Raw genomic sequence first — 19972 nt, forward strand, 5'->3', positions numbered from 1 at the left:
GGGTGGATGACGGTCGTCCCGGGTGCCGCTGCCGTCCGAACCAATGCCGGATTGCCTTGCCGGCGTTCCGCAGTCACCTTTGCTTCTGTCCGCCCATAGGATAGACGAAGAGGTGATGGCCCATGAACCAAGGGGACCTGGTCGTCCGCAAATCGTACGGCGGTGACGTGCTGTTCCGTGTTGAATCCATCGAACCGATCGAGGAGCTTGCGATCCTGAAAGGCACAGATTACCGTTTGCTTGCAGACGCGCCGATTCCCGACCTGTCGGTCGTCCAAAATCCCGAGCAAACCCGTGCGGCGCAAGAAGTCCGCGTTAAAGTAAACGAATCGTTGCGCCGGATCTACGAACAGCGCGAACAACAAAACGTGCAAACCGATATCAGCATCCGGCTGGCGCAAAAAATCAGCCTTATTTCGAAATGCCCGGCAAAGTGCTGCATTTGGACGGAGACGGCAATTACATGAAAAAAGCATGCAGCTGTACACGCAAATGCGCGTTCCGGCTTACGGGGTCCATATTCACGAATCGCAAATGCCCCATTTATTGCATCGTCTGCTTCCGCAAGTGAAGCCCGACATCGTCGTCATTACAGGACATGACGGCGTATTGAAAAACCGGCTGCCCAATGAGCTGCATAATATCAACAGCTACAAAAACTCCCTTAATTTCGTAAATGCCGTGAAAATTGCGCGCGAGTATGAAAAGACATTGGACGGCCTCGTCGTCATCGCCGGGGCATGCCAGTCGCATTTCGAAGCCCTTATTCAAGCTGGGGCGAATTTTGCCAGTTCACCGGGACGGATTTTGATTCACGCGCTTGATCCGGTTTATATTGCCATTAAAGCCAGTTACACCTCGATCAAGGATACGATCGATTTATCCGAAGTGATCCATGGCACGATCAGCGGGATAGACGGCGTCGGAGGCATCGAGACGATGGGCCGGCACCGGATCGGATTGCCGAAGCCCAAAATGGCCTTGACGACGGTCATTTAGACGGATAGCGAAAAGAAAGAAAACGACATGCCCCAAGGACATGTCGTTTTCTCATATGGGGCTGCATAGAATCGGGGAAACGAGGGAAAAATAAATAAAAATTTCGTTGACAACCAAATATGCATGCTGATATAATTATTTATTTCAATTGACAAATCCCCTCTTTTTGGGTATAATGGACAAGGAAAGAGGTGGTTGTGGACAATGGCTAAAAATGCACTGTCTGAAATCAAACGCAGCTTGGAAGCTCATGTCGGCTCTAAAATCCGTCTTCGAGCCAACGGTGGTCGACGCAAGACCATTGAACGTACCGGTGTGTTAGAGGAGATCTACCCATCTGTTTTCATCGTCAAGCTGGATCAGGAACAACATGCATTTAAGCGAGTCTCATACAGCTACGCGGATATTTTGACTGAATCGGTGGAAGTAACCGTGTGCAATGACGAAGGCCAGGTCCGCATTAACTATTTACCGCACTGAGGCATCGCGCCGATTTGGGCACGGATTGCATTCCGTGCTTTTTTTTTGCCTGCATGCGGAACGGGAAACGACGCATAATAACGGTATTACGAAAGCGGGAAGGAGTGAGGTTTGCGATGAGTCGCAGACGCCGCAGCACGATGTCGGAGCAGCTCAAGAACGAGCTCGCGAAGGACCTCGGGTTTTATGATACCGTACAACGGGAAGGATGGGGCGGAATTCGCGCCAAGGATGCGGGCAATATGGTGAAACGGGCCATCCAGCTGGCCGAACAGGCGGCCGCGAAGCAGCATCGGCCGTAACTCTTGCTCGCCATTTCCGACCGCTCCGTCACAGGTCGAAGCAAAGCCGATTGCACGGGATGCCGCAGCCGGCTTTGCTTCGCTTTTCTAATGCCTGTCTGCTATAATAAGTGGAGCTAACAAAACGGACGGGTGAACGGGATGAAAATTTATGAAAAAGCGCCGGCCAAAATCAACTTGCTGCTCGACGTTTTACATAAACGCGACGACGGTTTTCATGAAGTTGAAATGGTAATGACGATGGTCGACCTTGCCGACCGTCTCGAAATGGAAGAGCTTCAACGGGACACGATTATCATATCGAGCCAGGCGGGCTATATTCCACTGGATGAAAAAATCTTGCCTTCCAGGCCGCCAAGCTGATTAAAGAACGCTACGACGTACGGAAAGGCGTTTACATACACTTGAATAAAAAAATTCCCGTCGCCGCCGGCCTTGCGGGCGGCAGCAGCGATGCAGCCGCAACTCTTCGCGGCTTGAACCGGCTGTGGGGGCTGCATATTCCCGAAGATGAGCTGTGCCGCCTCGGCGCCGAGCTCGGCTCCGACGTGCCGTTCTGCGTGACAGGCGGCACCGCGCTCGCTACGGGACGGGGAGAAAAGCTGCAGCGGATCGCCAATCCCCCGCAGTGCTGGGTCGTGCTTGCCAAGCCGCCGATTAATGTATCGACTGCGGATGTTTACGGCAAGCTTCGGGCATCCGAGCTGGAATATCACCCCTCGGCAGCGGATATGATCTCCGCGATCGAGAACCAGTCTTTCAACGGCGTTTGCGAGGCGCTCGGCAATGTGCTGGAGACGGTTACGCTGAAGCTTTATCCGGAAGTGCGCCAGCTGAAAGAAAGCATGAAGAGACTTGGCGCCGACGGTGTTCTCATGTCAGGAAGCGGCCCGACCGTATTCGGCCTCGTCTCCAAGGAAGCGAAGCTGGCCCGTATTTATAACGGGTTGCGCGGCTTTTGCAAAGAAGTGTATGTGGTAAGAATGCTGACATGAGTTTCACGTTATCCTTGCCTAAATCCGTATAAAAATGTTATATTGACATTATAATATACGGATTTGGAATTATTGGATCAGGCAGGGGGAGAATAGCGTTGAAAAAATGAAACGAAGTGCCCGTTTGGTCGAAATGACGCAATATTTGCTCAGCCGCCCCCACACGTTAATTTCGCTGACAGCATTTGCCGACAGGTATCAGGCGGCCAAATCGTCGATCAGCGAAGATTTGGCGATTATCAAGGAAGTGTTCGAAGACGAGGGACTCGGCGAGCTGCACACGCTGGCAGGCGCCGCAGGCGGTGTCAAGTATATTCCGAAGATGAAGAGATCCGTTTCGCTGGACATTATGACAGAGGTGTGCCGTCAGCTGGAACAGCCGGAGCGCGTGCTCCCGGGAGGCTACTTGTATATGACCGACATGCTCGGCCAGCCGCGGCTGCTTCAGGATGTCGGGCGCATTTTCGCCACCGCGTTTGCCGATCGGGATATCGATGTCGTCATGACGGTGGAGACGAAAGGGATTCCGCTTGCCTTTGCGACGGCCAACTGCCTCAATTTGCCTGTCGTCATCGTGCGCCGGGACAATAAAGTAACGGAAGGGTCGGCCGTCAGCATCAATTACGTTTCCGGATCGACCAAACGGATCCAGACGATGTCGCTTGCCCGCAGAGCACTGAAGGAAGGCTCGCGCGTCCTCATTATTGACGACTTCATGAAAGCGGGAGGCACCGTGCAAGGCATGAGGGATTTGCTGAACGAGTTCAACGCCACAGTGGCGGGCGTCGGCGTGTTCGTCGAATCCGGCGAGATCGGAACCGAAGAGCGGCTGTTTAACGACTATGTCTCGCTTGCCAAGCTGACGGCCGTCGATATGAAGACGAAGCAAATGATCGTTGTACCCGGCAATTACTTTGAATCTTGACAACGGCGAAAGAACCGAATGGAGGATGATCAGAATGAACAAGCTTCAACCCGAAACGATTTCCACAAGCAAGGCTCCGGCTGCGATCGGACCTTATTCCCAGGCGATCAAGCTGGGCAATTTGCTGTTTACGTCGGGACAAATTCCGCTGAACGAAGACGGCGTCCTTGTCGAGGGCGGCATCGCAGAACAAACCCATCAAGTGTTCCGCAACCTGCAAGCGGTATTGGAAGCGGCGGGCGCCACGTTCCGGGATGTGGTGAAAGCGACGGTCTTTTTGAAGGATATGAACACGTTTTCAGAAGTGAACGAGATCTACGCCTCTTATTTTGGAGACCATAAGCCGGCCCGATCGGCGGTCGAAGTCGCGCGTCTGCCGAAGGACGTTCTTGTCGAAATTGAACTAATCGCCTCTATCCATGTCGAATGAAATCGAAAAAGTTGCTAGACTAAAAATTTTTTTAAATGGAGCATTTTATTACCAAAAAATTAGAAGGATTTTGCACGCAAATGTGGAATTATACACCAAGTCTTCGATAAGGCAAAGGTGGTGAACCCAAGTGCAAATTACCGATGTCAGACTCCGCCGCGTTAATTCCGATGGTCGTATGAAAGCTATTGCATCCATTACGATCGATAATGAGTTCGTTGTTCACGATATTCGCGTGATTGACGGGAACAACGGCATGTTCGTGGCGATGCCGAGCAAACGTACGCCGGATGGAGAGTTCCGGGACATTGCCCACCCCATTTCATCTACGACCCGGGAAAAATTCAATCAGCTGTACTTGCGGAGTATGAGCGCGCCGCGACTGAGGAAGAAGTTATCGAAGAAGGGGCGTAATGTTGTAATACTAGATAAGGGGGCCAATCGGCTCTCTTTTCTTTTGCCTTGATATCGGCTATAGTCATGTAAGAAACAAAGCTTTGAAGCGGAGGGAAATCGCATTGAAAGTAATGGCGATTGTACTGGCGGCCGGACAAGGCAAACGAATGAAATCGAAACTGTACAAAGTGATGCACCCGGTTTGCGGTAAGCCGATGGTCGGCCATGTGCTGCAGACGGTGCGGGAAGCTTCGTGCGAACGCACAGTCGTCGTCGTCGGACACGGGGCGGAAGCGGTGCGCGCATACCTCGGAGACGAAGCCGAATATGCGCTGCAGGAACAGCAGCTTGGCACCGGCCATGCGGTGCTGCAGGCAGAACCGCTGATCGCCCGTGAGACGGGGACGACAATCGTCATATGCGGGGATACCCCGCTCGTCACCTCCGATACGCTCGTCGCGATGCTGAAGCTGCATCAGGAAAGCGGAGCCGCGGCAACCGTACTGACGGCGGCGTTCGACGACCCGACCGGCTACGGCAGGGTCATTCGCGGCGAGGACGGCACGGTAAAGCGTATTGTGGAGCAGAAGGACTGCTCGGCTGAAGAAGCGGCGGTGCGCGAAATTAATACGGGCACTTACTGCTTCGACAATCGCAAACTTTTCGAGGCGCTCAAGCAAGTGAAGAACGACAATGCCCAAGGGGAATATTATTTGACCGATGTGATCGGCATTTTGGCGGCGGCGGGAGAGAAGCTGCAAGGCTACCGCACTTCGGACCTCGCCGAGGCGATCGGCGTCAACGACCGGGCAGCGCTGGCCGAGGCGGAACGGCTGATGCGGGAACGCATCGTGCGCAAGCATCTGCTCGGCGGCGTCACCCTGATCGACCCGTCGGCCACTTATATTGAGGCGGACGTACGGATCGGCGCCGATACGGTCATATATCCCGGCACCGTGCTGCGCGGCTCGACCGTCATCGGCGAAGATTGCGTCATCGGCCCGCAGGCTGACATCACCGACGCCGTTATTCGCGATGGCGTGACGGTCAAGCATTCCGTCGTCGACGCTTCGGAAATCGGAAGCGGCAGCGCGGTCGGCCCTTATGCGTACATTCGGCCGGGGTCGGTCGTCGGGGAGCAATGCAAAATCGGCGATTTCGTAGAATTGAAAAAAGCGACGATCGGCAACGGCAGCAAAATATCCCATCTGAGCTATGTCGGCGACGCGGTTGTCGGCCGTGACGTCAATATCGGCTGCGGCGCGATTACCGTCAATTACGACGGCTACAACAAATCGCTGACCGAAATCGGAGACAACGCGTTTATCGGCAGCAATGTCAATCTGATTGCGCCGGTGAAAATCGGGAACGGCGCATATGTTGTCGCCGGCTCGACCATTACGCACGATGTGCCGGAGAACGATCTGGCGATTGCGCGGGAACGACAAACCAATAAACCGGGTTATGCGGAGAAGATTCGCGCGCGCGCAAAGGCGAAAAAAGAAAATGGTCGAAGCTGACGCTTGCTTCCTTTGAAGACCGGGCTTTCCGCAAGTCCGGTCTTTTTCGGCCCCGTCAAACCGTTTAAAGGCCCGGCTTGTTGGGTATAGTGTAGTAGGAAATGCGTGAATGGTAGCGTAAACGCTATCCAAATACGAAGGAGGTTTCCGTATGCCGATATCCATCCAAGCCGAACAGCGCACGGCAGACACGAGAGGCGCGCTCCGCCAGCTGCGGAATAACGGAAAGGTGCCGGCCGTCGTATACGGCAAGCGGATTGCCGCGCCCGCTTCGATCGCCGTCGATGAGAAGGAGCTCATGGCTTTGCTGCGCTCCCATCCCAACGCTGTCATCGAAATGGACGTGCCCGGCGCTGGAAGACAATCGGTCATGGTTACGAACGTTCAGCGGGATACGTTGACCCGCCGCGTGCTGCATGTCGATCTGCATCAGATCGATATGAATGAGCAGGTCAAAACGCAGGTGCGCATCGACTTGGTCGGAGACAGCGCGGGCGTTCGCGAAGGCGGCATATTGTCGGTCAATCTTCACGAGCTGGAGGTGCAATGTCTGCCCCGCGATATTCCGGAATCGATCGCGGCGGACATATCGTCGCTTGGAATCGGCGATAGCTTGACGGTGGGCGGGCTGAAGCTGCCCGATGGCGTCGTATCGGTAACCGAAGGGGATACCGTTATCGCTACGGTAATGGCCCCGCAGAAAGAAGTGACGGAAGAGGAAGCGGAGCGGGCGTCGGATGCCGAAACGGAAGACAAGGCCCAGCGCGACCAGGCCAATTTGAAAGAGACGAAAGAGGAATAGCGTCTGCAGAAGATAACGAACCGGCTCGGGCGCCTGGCGCCCGGCCGGTTCGATTGTTTTGTTTCGCATTGGCGGCCGGATTAATAACCGGGACGCGAAACGAATGTAAATTGTTTGCGGCTGTAATATACGTTGTTGATGCTGACGTAATCCTGGCTGTAACGATCGATGAAGCCGATGTCGCTATGCTTCCGCCCCCAATAAATCTGCACGGGAACCTGATGTATGATGTGGTCCTGGAAATGACGGTCCTTATAGATCATTTGTCCATTCATATACATCGCTTTTTCCCCTTCTTTATGATAAATTGATGAGAATACAGCAACTATAAGGTTGACAATCGAACAAGCCTAATCGTTGCATCATCGAGCAAAAAAATTCAGGAGTGCATGCCATATGAAATGGATAGCGGGGCTGGGGAACCCCGGAGCGGCTTATCAGGGAACGAGACATAATGTCGGGTTTATGGTTGTGGATGCGCTGGCCGAACGATTCGGCATTCGTGTGACACAGAGCAAGTGCAAGGCTTTGATCGGAGAAGGCAATGTGCGCGGCACGAAAGTCGTGCTGATCAAGCCGATGACCTATATGAACCTGTCAGGCGAGGCGATCCGTTCGTTTCTCGACTACTTTAAGGCCGATCTGGCCGACGGTTTGATCATATACGACGATCTCGATACGGAAATCGGCAAAATCAGACTGCGGTACAAAGGGGGGCCGGGCGGGCACAACGGCATCAAATCCATTATTCAGCATACGGGCACGCAGACGTTCAACCGGATCCGCATGGGCATTTCGCGGCCGTCCCATCCGGGCGTCAACATTGCCGACTACGTCTTGTCGAATTTTTCGAAGGACGAACGTGACAAGCTGGCGGCCATGGTGGAACGGGCGTGCGATGCGGCGGAATACGCGCTTGACGCGCCGTTCGAGGAGACGATGGCAAAGTTCAATCGTTAGAAAATGTGAAAGCCGGGCATACTGAAGAGTATATTTGACTCTTCAGGAGGCATACATATGGCTGTAAACTATATTTGCCGGCACTGCCGAACCGAGATCGGCTCCATTCGCGGGGATCAAGTGAGCGAGTTCAGGCTGGGCTTCCATTTCTTGACCCCCGAAGAACGCAGCGATATAATAGCGTATAACCCGAACGGCGACGTGACGGTGAAAGTCGTCTGCGATTATTGCCGGGAAGCGCTTGACGCCAATCCCGAGCTGCTGCTCATACCGAGCCCGTTGCAGTAAGCTCCGTCGAACGGTTACAAATAGGCCTTGGCGTATGGCTGAGGCTTCTTTGCGTGTTCTTTGCGTATAGAAACGAGGTGCATCATCGATTGAAAGCGTTAGTTGAAGCGTTCGCCAAAGATCAGGATTTCCAGACGGTCGTCTCCGGTATCCGCCAAGGTATGCGCGAGCAGTTGATATCCGGGTTGGCGGGTTCGTCGCGTCAAGTGCTGGCCGCAGCGCTGATGGAAGAGCTTGACCGGCCGATGCTGATTGTGACCCATAATATGTTCGCTGCCCAGAAAGTTGCGGAGGATCTGCAGGAATGCCTGTCCCCCGACCGGGTTTTGCTTTATCCCGCCAACGAACTGGTGGCTGCCGAAGCGGCGATCTCGAGCCCCGAGACGCTTGCGCAGCGCATCGACGTGCTTATCCGGCTATCCCAGGGATTTCGCGGAATTGTTGTCGTGCCTTTCTCGGGCGTCAGGCGTTATCAGCCGAACCCGGAAGCGATGGCGAATGCACAGATCAAGCTTGTCGCCGGGGAAGCGCTTCCACTCGAAACGTTTTTGCGGCGCATGACGGAGCTCGGTTACGAACGGACCGACAGGGTGGAGAAAAAGGCGAGATGAGCGTGCGCGGCGGAATCGTCGACTTTTATCCGCTCACTTCGGAAGTGGCCTATCGGGTCGAATGGTTCGACGATGAAATCGACTCGATCCGCACGTTCGATCCGGCCGATCAGCGGTCCATCGAGAAGCTGACCGCGTATACCGTCCCGCCGTGCCAGGAGCTGCTCGCGGAAGAAGAGCGGTTCCGCAATGCCGCTCAGCTTGCCTCCGAACTGCTGGAGAAGCAGCTGGAGAAAATGTCCGACCGGATGGCCAAGGATCGGCTGCGAACCGAAATCGGAGCGGAGCTGGAGCGGCTGCGGGAGCATGTCTATTTTCCCGAACTGTATAAATATATTGCGCTGCTGTACCCTGAACGGAAAACATTGCTCGATTATATGCCGAGCGATACGCTGCTGCTGCTAGACGAGCCGACGCGGCTTGTCGAGACGGCCCGGCAGCTGGAGCGGGACGAGGCGGAATGGGCGACTCATCTGCTGCAGAACGGCAAGTCGCTGCCGGGCTTCGAGCTGGCGCGGCCTGCGGACGAATTGCTTTATCACCGCCCGTTCCCGACATTGTTCCTGTCGCTCTTCCTTCGGCAAATACCGCACACCCAGCCGCAAAATATTTTGAACTTCATGTGCCGGGCGATGCAAAATTTCCACGGCCAGATGAATGTGCTGAAAGCGGAAATCGAGCGGTGGCGCAAGTCCGGAGCGACCATTATGATGCTGGCCGGCAGCGCCGAGCGCATCGAGCGGATGCGCCGGGTGCTTCACGATTACGATATCGAGCCCCCGCTTCTGCTGGAAGGTCAGCTGCAGTCCGGCTTCGAGCTGCCTTCGTCGCATTTGGTCGTCATCACCGAAGGCGAGATGTTCTCGCAGAAGCAGCGCAAAGCAAGGCGCATCGATAAAAAATCGATAATGCCGAACGGATCAAAAGCTATACCGAGCTGAAGGTCGGCGATTATGTGGTCCATCAAAACCACGGCATCGGCAAGTATCTCGGCATCGGTACGCTCGTCATCGGCGGCATTCATAAAGATTATTTGCATATCATGTACGCGGGCGGCGACAAGCTGTCCGTTCCGATCGACCAGATCGACATGATTCAGAAGTATGTCGGTTCGGAAGATAAGGAACCGAAAATATACAAGCTCGGCGGAAGCGAATGGACGAGGGTCAAGAACAAGGTCCGTTCCTCCGTCAAGGATATCGCCGAAGATCTCGTCCGGCTGTATGCGGAGCGGCAATCGACGGAAGGGTACGCATTTGCCAAGGATACGCCCTATCAGCAGGAGTTCGAGGCGATGTTCCCTTACGAGGAGACGCGGGACCAGTTAAGGGCGATCGAAGAGATTAAGAGAGATATGGAGAAGCCGGTGCCAATGGACCGGCTGTTGTGCGGCGACGTCGGCTACGGCAAGACCGAAGTCGCCATACGGGCCGCGTTCAAGGCGGCGATCGAAGGTAAGCAGGTCGCCGTGCTCGTGCCGACAACCATTCTTGCCCAGCAGCATTATGAAACGTTTCGCGAGCGGTTCTCGGGGTACCCGTTCGACATTCGGGTGCTCAGCCGGTTCCGTTCCCGGAAAGAACAGAACGAAACGCTGAAAGGGCTGAAAGCCGGTTCAGTGGACATCGTCATCGGCACCCACCGGCTGCTGTCCCAGGATGTCGTATTCAAGGATCTCGGCCTGCTCATTGTCGACGAGGAGCAGCGGTTCGGCGTCTCGCACAAAGAGAAGCTGAAGAAGCTGAAGACGAATGTCGACGTGCTGACGCTGACGGCTACGCCGATTCCGCGAACGCTGCATATGTCGATGCTCGGCGTACGCGACCTGTCGGTCATCGAGACGCCGCCGGAAAACCGCTTCCCTGTGCAGACGTATGTCGTCGAGCACAGTCCGGCGCTGATGCGCGAAGCGATCGAGCGCGAGCTGGCAAGAGGCGGACAGGTTTACTATCTGTACAATCGCGTCCAGGGCATCTATCAGATGGCCGAACAGATTTCCGCTCTCGTACCGGATGCGAGGGTGGCGGTCGGTCATGGCCAAATGTCGGAGCAGGAGCTGGAAAAGACGATTCTCGATTTTCTCGACGGCGAATACGATGTGCTGGTCAGCACCAGCATTATCGAGACGGGCGTCGACATTCCGAACGTCAATACGCTGATCGTTCACGATGCGGATAAAATGGGTTTGTCCCAACTGTATCAATTGAGAGGACGTGTCGGCCGCTCCAACCGGATTGCGTACGCTTATTTCACTTATCAGCGGGACAAGGTGCTGAGCGAAGTGGCCGAGAAGCGGCTCCAGTCGATCAAGGAATTTACCGAGCTTGGCTCCGGCTTCAAAATCGCGATGCGCGACCTGGCCATTCGCGGCGCAGGCAATTTGCTCGGCGCCGAGCAGCACGGCTTTATCGCTTCAGTCGGCTTCGATCTGTATTCGCAAATGCTGGCCGACGAGATCGCCAAGCGCAAAGCGGAGATGAACGGGGAGGATGTCCGGGAGGCGAAGCCGGTTCAGACCGTAATCGACCTCAGTCTGGACGCCTATCTGCCGTCCGACTATATTTACGACAGCATTCAAAAAATCGAGATTTACAAAAAAGTGGCCGCCGTCCGTTCGCTGGAGGAAGTGGACGATCTGCAGGAGGAACTTGTCGACCGTTTCGGCGATTTGCCGGATGCGGTGAGCCACTTGCTGTCTGTAGCCAAGCTGAAGGTGTACGGCGCCGAATACGGGGTAGAGCATATCGGCCAGTCCGGCGACGACTGGACGTTCCGCTTCGCGCAGCGGGAAGCCGAGCGCATCGACACGAAAAACTGGACTTGCTCTGCTTCCGTTATGAAAACCGGTTCAGACGGATGCAAGCGCCGGACGGACCGCCGGTCCTTCAGCTTCGGGGCAAAGGATTGTCGACGGATGAGCGGCTTGCGCTTGCCGAACGTTTCCTGGCCGAATACAAGGATGTGCTGAAACCGGCGGAGAAGCTGCAAAATGTGGCGCCATAGCGGCTGCAAGCGGGCTGCCGCCTTGCTCGGTCTGGTCCTCCTTCTGCCTGCGGCCGGCTGCGGGGCGGGGACGGGAGCGGACGCTCCCCGGAACGACAGCAAAACGGTCAGAGCCACGCCGCCGCCGGGTGCGGGCCGCGGCCGCGTCGTTGCCGTATATAAGGGCGGGAACGTGACGGAGAGCGAGTTCCGCCGCTACGCTTCCTTCTTCTCATTGGCCAATCCGGAGTCGGGCGAATATTTGACCGTTCCGGCGTTAAAAGAGCAGCTGTTGCGCGAATATATCGGCTACAAGTGGCTGTACATGCGCATCGGCGGAAAGCCGAACGCCGCTTCGAAAGAGGAAGCGGCCGCGCTGGCGGAGGCGTTCGAGCGCACGATCGCCGGCGATTCGCAGCGCAGGCGGGAGCGGGAGTCGTCCGGTCTGAGCAAGGACGACGTTCTCTGGTATTATGAGATGATCGCAACGGTCATGAACGACTTTGACCGGCAAGTGACGGAGCGGGAAATGCGGGCCGCCTTCGCCAAACGCCCGAACGACTTCAACCGGATTACGCTTCGCCACATTCTGATCGGATATTGGGACCCGGCGTCGGGCCGCTACAAGCGGACGAAAGATCAAGCGCTGGACATCGCCATGAGCGTGCGCCGCAGACTGATGGAAGGCGGCGATTGGGACGAGCTGGCGCGCCGGTATTCGGATGACGAGGCGACCCGCAACGCCGGCGGCTTGTACATCGGCGTCGAAGCGGGGACCTGGATCGAGCCGTTCAAGAAGGCTGCCAATTCGCAGCCGATCGGTGCGATCGGCGAGCCGGTCGATACCGGCTACGGCTTTCATATTATCCAGGTAAAGGAACGGAAGCGGGCGGTATACGACCGTTTGCCCGAGGCAAGCCGGCAGACGCTGCGCAGAAGCGTATCGAACGAGCGGCTCGCCTCCTTCATGGCGTCTCGGCTCCCGGAGATTATCGAACGCATCGATCTGTTCGAAACGGCCGAATCGATGCAAGATTGGCGCAGCGGACGGGTAATCTGGTACAATACAAGCATCCAACCAATCGAAGGGAGTTTTTAGTTGTTATGTTGTCCCCAAAGGTCAAACCGAAGTGGCGCAGAATGGCGCTTGTTTTGTCCGCCGTTCTCGTCCTTCTCGCGGCGGCCGCTTGCGGTCAGAAAAATAAGGAAGGCGGCGCTTCCGGCGCCGGCGAAGTCATCGCGACATACAAGGACGGACAAGTAACGGCCGAGGAGTTTGACAAATATCTCAGCGTCTTCACCGTGCTGTATCCCGGGTACGAGCAGATCGTGAACATTCCCGAGTTCCGGGAGGAACTGGTCAAACAATATATTGCCTACAAAATTTTGAATACGCGCGCTTCGGATGAAGTGAAGAAGCAGGCGGCGTCCCAGGTGGACGAGCAGTACGCGTTTTTCGAGCAGCAGGTGGAGAGCTCGCCGGAGCAGAAGAAGGCGCTTGACGAGGCCGATGTAAGCGGCGAGGACGTCAAGACGTTCATGACGCTGATGATGAACGCGGTGGAAGAAATGAACAGCAAAGTGACCGAGGACGATATGAAGGCGGAGTTCGAGAAGAGAAAATCCGACTTCGAGCTTGTTACGGTCCGCCACATTCTCGTTCAAACCGTAAATCCGCAAACGCAGGAAGAAGTGCGCTCGAAGGAAGAGGCGCTCAAGCGGGCGCAGGAAGCGAAGAAGAAGCTGGAGGAAGGCGGAGACTGGGACGCGATCGCCAAGGAATATTCCGACGATCCGGGGTCCAAGGACAAGGGCGGACTCTATGAGAAGCAACCGGCCGGCGGTTGGGTCGAAGGCTTCAAGAAAGCGTCGCTCGAGCAGGAACTGAACGTCATCGGCGAGCCGGTCGAGACGGAGTTCGGGTACCATGTGATCAAGGTCGAAGCGCGCGAAAGCCGGAATTATGATCAGCTGAACGAAGAAGAGAAAACGAGAATCAAAGGCGAGCTGGCTTATAATTTGATGAACGAATTTATGACGAAAGAGCTGCCCGGTCTGATCGAGAAAATCGAGCCGATGAAGGAAGAAAAGTCGGGCGATAACGGACAGAAGAGCGATGCGGGTAGCCAGTCTCAGGATAAGGGCGAGGCGGAACAAGGCGCGGACGGGGATAAGGCCGACGGCAACGGCGCTCAGGAAGGCGGCGCAAGCAGCGGCGCTGCGCAAAACAAGAACGAAGCTTCGCAAAATAAGTAAGAGACGTCTGCGCGGCAATCGCGCGATAAAAGGCTGTCCCCGCAAGCATGGGACAGCCTTGTTTTCGCGGGACTGTCGTGTTCGATGTCGAACGACGGCCTGCCGGAAACAGCTCGCGGCACACGAAGGCCGCGCCGCTACATGGTCACTCCCGCTGTAGACTGCCGGGAACAGTTGAGGCGCACGTATTCCTCCATTTGATCCGCCGTAAGCGGCTTGCTGAAGTAGTAGCCTTGCAAATAATCGCAGCCCCATTCGCGAAGCCGCTGCAGCTGGTCGCTCCTTTCGATGCCTTCGGCTACAACCTTGAAGCCGGAACGTTGCGCCAGCTGGATAATCGACTCGAGAATGGAATGCGAGCGGCGCTTGCCCATGTCGCGAACGAATGATTTGTCGATTTTGAGCGTATGGATCGGAAGCCGGATCAAGTAGCTTAAGGAAGAATAACCGGTGCCGAAATCGTCCATCGCCAGCTTGACCCCGAACGATTGCATGCGTTTCAGCCATTCGAGGGATGTGTCGATGGTGTCGATTACGGTATTTTCCGTCATTTCAAGCTCCATCCGCTCCGCCGGAATGCCGGATTCGCGAATGATGTGGATCATTCGGTCGGCGAAGCTGACTTGCTTGAGCTGCACGGGAGAGACGTTCACCGACATGACGGGCTGCAAGCCGAACCGGCGATACAATTCCCCGTTCATCCGGCAAGCTTCGCGCAAAACAAATTCGCCGATCGGTACGATGGCGCCCGTCTCCTCGGCGATCGGAATAAAATCCGCCGGCGAAACTTGACCGAGCTCCGGGCAATTCCAGCGCAGCAGCGCTTCAAAGCCTCTCAGCTGTCCCGTGCGCGCGACGATTTGCGGTTGGTATACGACCTCGAATTCTCCCCGGTACAGTCCGCTTAGCAGCAGCTCTTCCAGGCGGGTGCGTTTCAGCAGCTGCTCTTTCATGCCGGAATGATAAAACTGAACGTTGTTTTTGCCGAGATCCTTCGCTTTGTACATCGCCGCGTCGGCATGCTTCAGCAATTCTTCCGCCGTCAGGCCGTCCTTCGGAAACATAGCCGCCCCTATGCTAAGCTTCATGTAGACGGTATGCTCGAAAACCGGCAGCCCGTTTTCGAAAGACTGCTGCAGACGATTTAATGTTTTCGGCAGCAAATGTTGCCGGTTCGGATAAGGAAGTACGATGACGAACTCGTCGCCGCCGAACCGGCAGACCGTCCCGCTTGACGGCACGCATTCCCTTATTCGGTTTGCGGCTTGCCGCAGCAGTTCGTCGCCAAAAGAGTGGCCTTTGGAATCGTTGATGCGCTTGAAATTGTCCAGATCGATAAACAATACCGCAATCTCGCTTTTTTCGAACGCCGCCGTTTGCAGTTCCCGGTCCAAAATTTCGTTCAGATGCGCCCGGTTCGGCAGAAGGGTCAACGTGTCGTAATAGACAAGGGAACGCAGCGATTCGGTAATGCAGTCGATGGTGTCGTACGGTTTAGCAATTTCGCCATCCGCGGGCGGATTCATGCGGTCTTGCCAATTGTCCCTTTTCATTCTTCGCATCGCGTCGATCAAGAAACGGATCAATCTGATGTAACGTTTCGCCAGCAGCAAAACCGCCAGCAGAACAAGCGCGAGCAGGACCGCGACGACGATCGGCATTTTCGGCGCGGGATCCCCGGCTGCTGCCGCGGTTTTGAGATTCATTACATTGATTAAGGTCAAACCGCTTTCGGCATTGGTCATTTGGGCGATAACGGCTTCGTCGGTCCCGCTGCTGCCGCCGGCCGCGAACCCGGCGAAGGTTGGCCCGGAAGGAGCGCCGGGCCGAAGCGGAGCCGGCTTGCCGTCGATTCCGACGATATACAGCTCGCCGGACGTTACCGTTTCATGACGAGCGAATGCCGCATATAGCTCGTCCAGCGGCACGCTCATCTCGACAACGCCCAGCCGGTCCGGCGTCGCCGCGGCCACGCTCAGGACGAAACGTCCGTCTGCGGAACGGTAGGGCGCCGTGACAACCGGTTCGCCGTTAGCGGACATCGCCTGAATATATGAGGCGCTGCTGCGAGGGTCTTCGGATATTCCGCCGTTCGGCCATATATTGGACTGGAGAAGCTTTCCATCGGATGTGGCGACGGTTACATGGCCGAACAGCTCGTTTGTCCGTCGGACCGCTTTCAGATATTGCTGCAGATAGCGGCCGCCGTCCGGCCCATCAAGTAGGTTGGTCTGGAGGTTCCGGGCAAGAAGACGGGCATCGTCCTTGGCGCTTACGATCGTCCGCGTCAGCCATTCGTCAAGCTTGACCAGATCCGAATGGACTTCGCCGGCCCAATTCCGTTCCGCCTGATGTAAAGTTGTCCGGTATACGAACAGCCCGATCAGTGCGAGGCATAAGATCAGGCAGGCGGCAAAAGCCGGCCGTTTCATTTTTTGACGGAAGCCGGACAAACGAAGGGGCACTTTTATTCACGCTCCATTCCCGATGGATCGCTTTCCGCAATCCGGTAGTACCAAAATCCCGTTTCTCCTAGCACATATTACCATAACAATCCAACGATTCCAAGACAATTTCCGACATTATACGACTATATTCGGGTATATGGTCACTTGTTTTCACTGAAATCATGACTTTAGACTTCATTCTCGCGACTTATATCGACAGGGTCTTCATTCGGCAGCCGGATTTCGGGCAATCCGGGTTCTGGCCGCGTGCATAAGAAATTGGGAGCGGATGAATACTATGGTCAGATTCCGACTTTCAAGGAACTCCTCTTCGCGATAAACAGGCAGCAAAGGTCCAGTATGGTTAAACTCTTCAGGGAAAGTGGGGCAACAAGACATGAAAGCAACTGGAATTGTGCGTCGGATCGATGATTTGGGCCGGGTGGTGATTCCCAAGGAAATTCGCCGCACGCTGCGCATCCGTGAGGGCGATCCGCTGGAAATTTTCGTAGATCGGGACGGCGAAGTCATCCTCAAAAAGTATTCCCCGATCGGCGAGCTTGGCGATTTTGCCAAGGAATACGCCGAATCGATATACGAAGGAACCAACCACATTACGATGATATCGGATCGCGATACCATTATCGCCGTAGCGGGCGCCTCCAAAAAGGAGTTTATCGACAAACAGATCGGCACTCTGCTGGAAACATGCATGGAAAACCGGAAAACGATTACGGAGACGGGAGGCGGGTCGTATGAAATTATTAAAGACGTCTCCGACACGTTCACGTCCTTCGTAGCCGCTCCGATTGTAGCTGGCGGCGATCCGATCGGCACGGTCGTTCTGCTCAGCAAGGAGCCCGGCGTCAAAATGGGCCAGCTGGAAACGAAAATGGCGGAAACGGCGGCGGGCTTTCTGGCCAAACAAATGGAGCAGTAAACGCTCCGGCCGCATCCGCCATGAGGACAGTCAGTAAAAAGAAAGCTTCCCCGGCTTACTTGCACGCTTTTGCCGACGGAAGCTTTTTTAGCGCGTGGCGGACGGGCCGCGCCTAAATGTCTTTGAGGAGCAACGCTTCGATCGGCGGATTTCCATCGCCCAAGCCGACCGCCAGGATGGTGTAAACGGAATCTTCCTGCAGCGAGACGCCGTTGATCTCCAGCATCGTCCGAGTCTCGCCGGACGTTACGATTTGCAGATCGACCTTTCCCGGCTTCAGGTTCGTATAGGCGGTGGCTGCGCCGAAACCTTCGGTCTTGAAGAGCAGCGGCCCGTTTTTGCTGCTGATATCGATTCCCGGCGTATTCGGGGCAAGATGGATGAAGCGAAGGCTGCTTTTACCGGAAACCGGTGCAAGGTTGTCTTCGTAAACGAACAGCTTCAGTTGTCCGGCATTGCCTCCGGCGGCAACCGTATAGGCGTTGCCTTCCTGCACGGTTAGCGCCTGGAACAGTCTCGCCGTTCCGTTGTCGGCCGGCCTGATTTCCAGCTGGTATGTGCCCGGCTGGACATTCAGATAAGGCGTTACATCCTTGAACGAGACCGAGGTGGCGACCGCCGAGCCGTTGACATAGATGTCGACTGCCGACGTATCCGGCGAAGCGTGAAGCAGTCTGACCCGGGCCGGAGCCTGCTCCGCACGAGTCATGCCGGGAGCGTACTGCGGCGGAAGCCCGAACGGTGGCCCTTTGCCATATACGGGGGCGCCGTATTGGCCGTAGCCCGGAATATAGCCCGCCCCGTATTTGCCGAATCCGGGGTACGGGGGCGGCCCGAGAGATGGGGAGCCCGGTCCGGGCCCTGCCGCCGAATAGACGCCGGGGTAACTCTCTTGACCGCGGGTCTGATTGGCGGCGGAATCGAACGGGTCGCCGTACCGTTCGATCCATTCGGCCAGCTTGCGGAGCGTTTTGAAATGTTTCCGGTAATAAAATTCATGCAGCTCGGGATTGGAATACTTATAATACTCGGCAAGCATGCCGTATAATCCGGCTTTTTCGACTCCAGCATAATCGTTTCATAAGCATTCATATGCCGGTGCTTCCCTCCTTTTGGAATCGTTTGCGGTCAATAACGCAGTCTATGATGTATACGCGGGGACTGACTTGCCTTATGACATTCGTCTGCCTGCCGCATCGCTCCATTCGTCCAAGCGCTCGCGGCCCGAGTGCGGTATAATGGATAGCAGTTGCAGTGGATGGGCAGGTGCAAGCATATCGCGATGAGGAAAGAAGCTCGCCGTACAGGGAATACGAAAGGAGATTCCTGGCTCAACGGGGCGCTCATCATGGGAGTTGCCGCTCTGGTTTCCAAAGGGCTCGGCACGTTGCAAAAATTCCGCTCCAGAACATGGCGGGCGACCGTGTCTTTGGCATTTATCATGCGGTTTATCCGTTTTACCAGCTGCTGCTCGTCGTGGCGACGGCAGGCGTGCCCGTAGCCGTTTCGCTGCTTGTCGCCGAACGGGCGGCCCGCGGCGATGCGGAAGGAGCGAATCGGCTTTACCGGGCCGGCCTGCTTCTGATGGGGGCGGCAGGGGCCGCGGCATGCGCCGTCGTCTGGAACGGAGCGGACAAGCTGGCCGTCTTAACCGGCGATTCCGGCGCGGCATGGGCGTTCCGCATCGTTTCGCTGTCGCTCCTTGTCGTGCCGGCGCTGTCCGTCGTACGCGGGGTGGCGCAGGGGCTCGGCCGCTTGCGGCTGTCCGCCGCCTCCCAAGTGGCGGAGCAGACGGTGCGGGTATCCGTCATGCTGCTGCTGCTCGCGGCCGGACTGAACCTGGGCTGGAGCGACGAGCGGCTTGCCGCCGGCGCGATGGCCGGCACTTTCGGCGGCGGCGCTTGCGCGCTGGCGCTGCTTGCCGTCTGGGCGGGCCGGCAGCTGCGCCAGCGAGCGGGGGACGGGAACGCCGCCGGCCTGACGGCATCGAGCCGCGCGCCGGCCGCAGCGCGCCGCCGCGAGCTGCTGGCAGAGATGCGGAATATCGCCGCCGTTGCGATTCCGGCTGCGCTCGGGGCTATCGCCGTCCCGGTCGCCGCGGCCGTCGACGCGTTTACCGTCCCTCGGCTGCTGGCCGCCGAAGGGTTCGATTCCGCTGAGGCGATGTCGCAATTCGGCGTATACAGCCGCGGCGGAACGGTCGTTCAGCTCGTGGTGATGGTCGCCGGTTCCGCCAGCGCGGCGCTCGCCCCCGCGCTGGCGGCGGCGCGGGCGCGGGGGGACGGGCGCGAAGCCGGACATTTGGCGTCGCTGGCGATGCGGGCGGCCTGGTGGCTCGGCGGAGCCGCCGCCCTCGGCATCGCGATGCTCGCCGGGCCGATCAACCGGATGCTGTTTGCCGACGGCAACGGAACCGCCCTGTTCGCGCTCGTTGGCTGCACGGCGCTGGCCGGCGCGCTGAACGCGGTCTGCGCGGCGCTGTTGCAAAGCCTCGGCGCCGCCCGTGTCGCCGCGTGGCTGATGGTATTGGCCGCGCTGCTCAAGGGCGCGCTGAACGCCGCGCTCATCCCGCGGCTCGGCATCGCCGGCGCGGCCTGGGCCGGCATCGCCGCGCTGACGGCGGCCGCGCTGCTCGCCGC

General features: G+C 56.8%; 15 protein-coding genes and 4 pseudogenes. 16 read left to right on the forward strand and 3 right to left on the reverse strand.

Annotation, left to right across the window (positions count from 1 at the left end):
* The first annotated feature begins 122 nt into the window (after window positions 1–122).
* The 9 genes and pseudogenes from yabG (at window position 123) to PACILC2_RS16735 (ending at window position 6849) form a co-directional block, all read left to right on the forward strand.
* Window positions 123–999: pseudogene (gene yabG / locus PACILC2_RS16695) on the forward strand (sporulation peptidase YabG).
* A 204-nt stretch (window positions 1000–1203) separates the two neighbouring features.
* The gene (veg, locus tag PACILC2_RS16700; protein ID WP_062489671.1) at window positions 1204–1479 is read left to right on the forward strand and encodes a biofilm formation stimulator Veg; all 276 of its coding nucleotides are present in this window, start codon (window positions 1204–1206) and stop codon (window positions 1477–1479) included.
* A gap of 116 nt (window positions 1480–1595) precedes the next feature.
* Window positions 1596–1781 carry a small, acid-soluble spore protein, alpha/beta type gene (locus PACILC2_RS16705; RefSeq protein WP_062489669.1) on the forward strand — a complete coding sequence of 62 codons (186 nt, stop codon included), beginning with the start codon at window positions 1596–1598 and terminating at the stop codon, window positions 1779–1781.
* Window positions 1782–1922: 141 nt separating this feature from the next.
* Window positions 1923–2776: pseudogene (ispE, locus tag PACILC2_RS16710) on the forward strand (4-(cytidine 5'-diphospho)-2-C-methyl-D-erythritol kinase).
* A 106-nt stretch (window positions 2777–2882) separates the two neighbouring features.
* The gene (gene purR / locus PACILC2_RS16715) at window positions 2883–3701 is read left to right on the forward strand and encodes a pur operon repressor (protein WP_213529646.1); all 819 of its coding nucleotides are present in this window, start codon (window positions 2883–2885) and stop codon (window positions 3699–3701) included.
* Between the two features lie 34 nt (window positions 3702–3735).
* Window positions 3736–4131, forward strand: a complete 396-nt coding sequence (locus PACILC2_RS16720; protein ID WP_062489662.1) for a RidA family protein — start codon at window positions 3736–3738, stop codon at window positions 4129–4131.
* Window positions 4132–4261: 130 nt separating this feature from the next.
* Window positions 4262–4545, forward strand: a pseudogene (gene spoVG, locus PACILC2_RS16725) (septation regulator SpoVG).
* Window positions 4546–4649: 104 nt separating this feature from the next.
* A complete protein-coding gene (glmU, locus tag PACILC2_RS16730) occupies window positions 4650–6047 on the forward strand; it encodes a bifunctional UDP-N-acetylglucosamine diphosphorylase/glucosamine-1-phosphate N-acetyltransferase GlmU (RefSeq protein ID WP_280515335.1) in 1398 nt (465 codons plus the stop codon).
* A 151-nt stretch (window positions 6048–6198) separates the two neighbouring features.
* Window positions 6199–6849 (forward strand): 50S ribosomal protein L25/general stress protein Ctc, encoded by a 651-nt coding sequence (locus PACILC2_RS16735; protein WP_213529648.1) that lies wholly within the window; start codon window positions 6199–6201, stop codon window positions 6847–6849.
* Window positions 6850–6929: 80 nt separating this feature from the next.
* Here the strand turns inward: PACILC2_RS16735 and PACILC2_RS16740 are convergent, their stop codons facing one another.
* Entirely contained in the window at window positions 6930–7130 is a 201-nt protein-coding gene (locus tag PACILC2_RS16740) for a hypothetical protein (protein WP_062489653.1), read from the reverse strand.
* Between the two features lie 115 nt (window positions 7131–7245).
* Here PACILC2_RS16740 and pth point away from each other — a divergent pair, with 115 nt between their 5' ends.
* The 5 genes and pseudogenes from pth to PACILC2_RS16765 all read left to right on the forward strand — a co-directional run bounded on the left by pth (window position 7246) and on the right by PACILC2_RS16765 (window position 13946).
* A complete protein-coding gene (pth, locus tag PACILC2_RS16745) occupies window positions 7246–7809 on the forward strand; it encodes an aminoacyl-tRNA hydrolase (protein WP_062489651.1) in 564 nt (187 codons plus the stop codon).
* 57 nt (window positions 7810–7866) lie between these two features.
* Window positions 7867–8097: an anti-sigma-F factor Fin gene (fin, locus tag PACILC2_RS16750; protein WP_213529649.1), complete on the forward strand. Its 231-nt coding sequence runs from the start codon at window positions 7867–7869 to the stop codon at window positions 8095–8097.
* 89 nt (window positions 8098–8186) lie between these two features.
* Window positions 8187–11711, forward strand: a pseudogene (gene mfd, locus PACILC2_RS16755) (transcription-repair coupling factor).
* The gene (locus PACILC2_RS16760; protein ID WP_213529651.1) at window positions 11698–12789 is read left to right on the forward strand and encodes a peptidylprolyl isomerase; all 1092 of its coding nucleotides are present in this window, start codon (window positions 11698–11700) and stop codon (window positions 12787–12789) included. The pseudogene mfd and the gene PACILC2_RS16760 overlap by 14 nt, the downstream one beginning before the upstream one ends.
* Window positions 12790–12794: 5 nt before the next feature.
* Window positions 12795–13946, forward strand: coding sequence for a peptidylprolyl isomerase (locus PACILC2_RS16765; RefSeq protein ID WP_082654997.1), 1152 nt, complete (start codon window positions 12795–12797; stop codon window positions 13944–13946).
* 137 nt (window positions 13947–14083) lie between these two features.
* Here PACILC2_RS16765 and PACILC2_RS16770 read toward each other — a convergent pair whose 3' ends face one another.
* Window positions 14084–16411: a bifunctional diguanylate cyclase/phosphodiesterase gene (locus PACILC2_RS16770; RefSeq protein ID WP_145977120.1), complete on the reverse strand. Its 2328-nt coding sequence runs from the start codon at window positions 16409–16411 to the stop codon at window positions 14084–14086.
* 379 nt (window positions 16412–16790) lie between these two features.
* Here PACILC2_RS16770 and spoVT point away from each other — a divergent pair, with 379 nt between their 5' ends.
* Window positions 16791–17333 carry a stage V sporulation protein T gene (gene spoVT / locus PACILC2_RS16775; RefSeq protein WP_062489639.1) on the forward strand — a complete coding sequence of 181 codons (543 nt, stop codon included), beginning with the start codon at window positions 16791–16793 and terminating at the stop codon, window positions 17331–17333.
* A 112-nt stretch (window positions 17334–17445) separates the two neighbouring features.
* On the opposite strand, the gene PACILC2_RS16780 is transcribed toward spoVT, so the two are convergent.
* Window positions 17446–18372, reverse strand: coding sequence for a DUF4397 domain-containing protein (locus PACILC2_RS16780; RefSeq protein ID WP_213529653.1), 927 nt, complete (start codon window positions 18370–18372; stop codon window positions 17446–17448).
* A 371-nt stretch (window positions 18373–18743) separates the two neighbouring features.
* Between PACILC2_RS16780 and PACILC2_RS16785 the strand changes: the two genes are divergently transcribed.
* On the forward strand, window positions 18744–19972 hold a 1229-nt coding region (locus PACILC2_RS16785), incomplete at its 3' end, for an oligosaccharide flippase family protein (protein ID WP_213529655.1).

Source organism: Paenibacillus cisolokensis (assembly GCF_018403665.1).
GTDB lineage: Bacteria > Bacillota > Bacilli > Paenibacillales > Paenibacillaceae > Paenibacillus_AH > Paenibacillus_AH cisolokensis.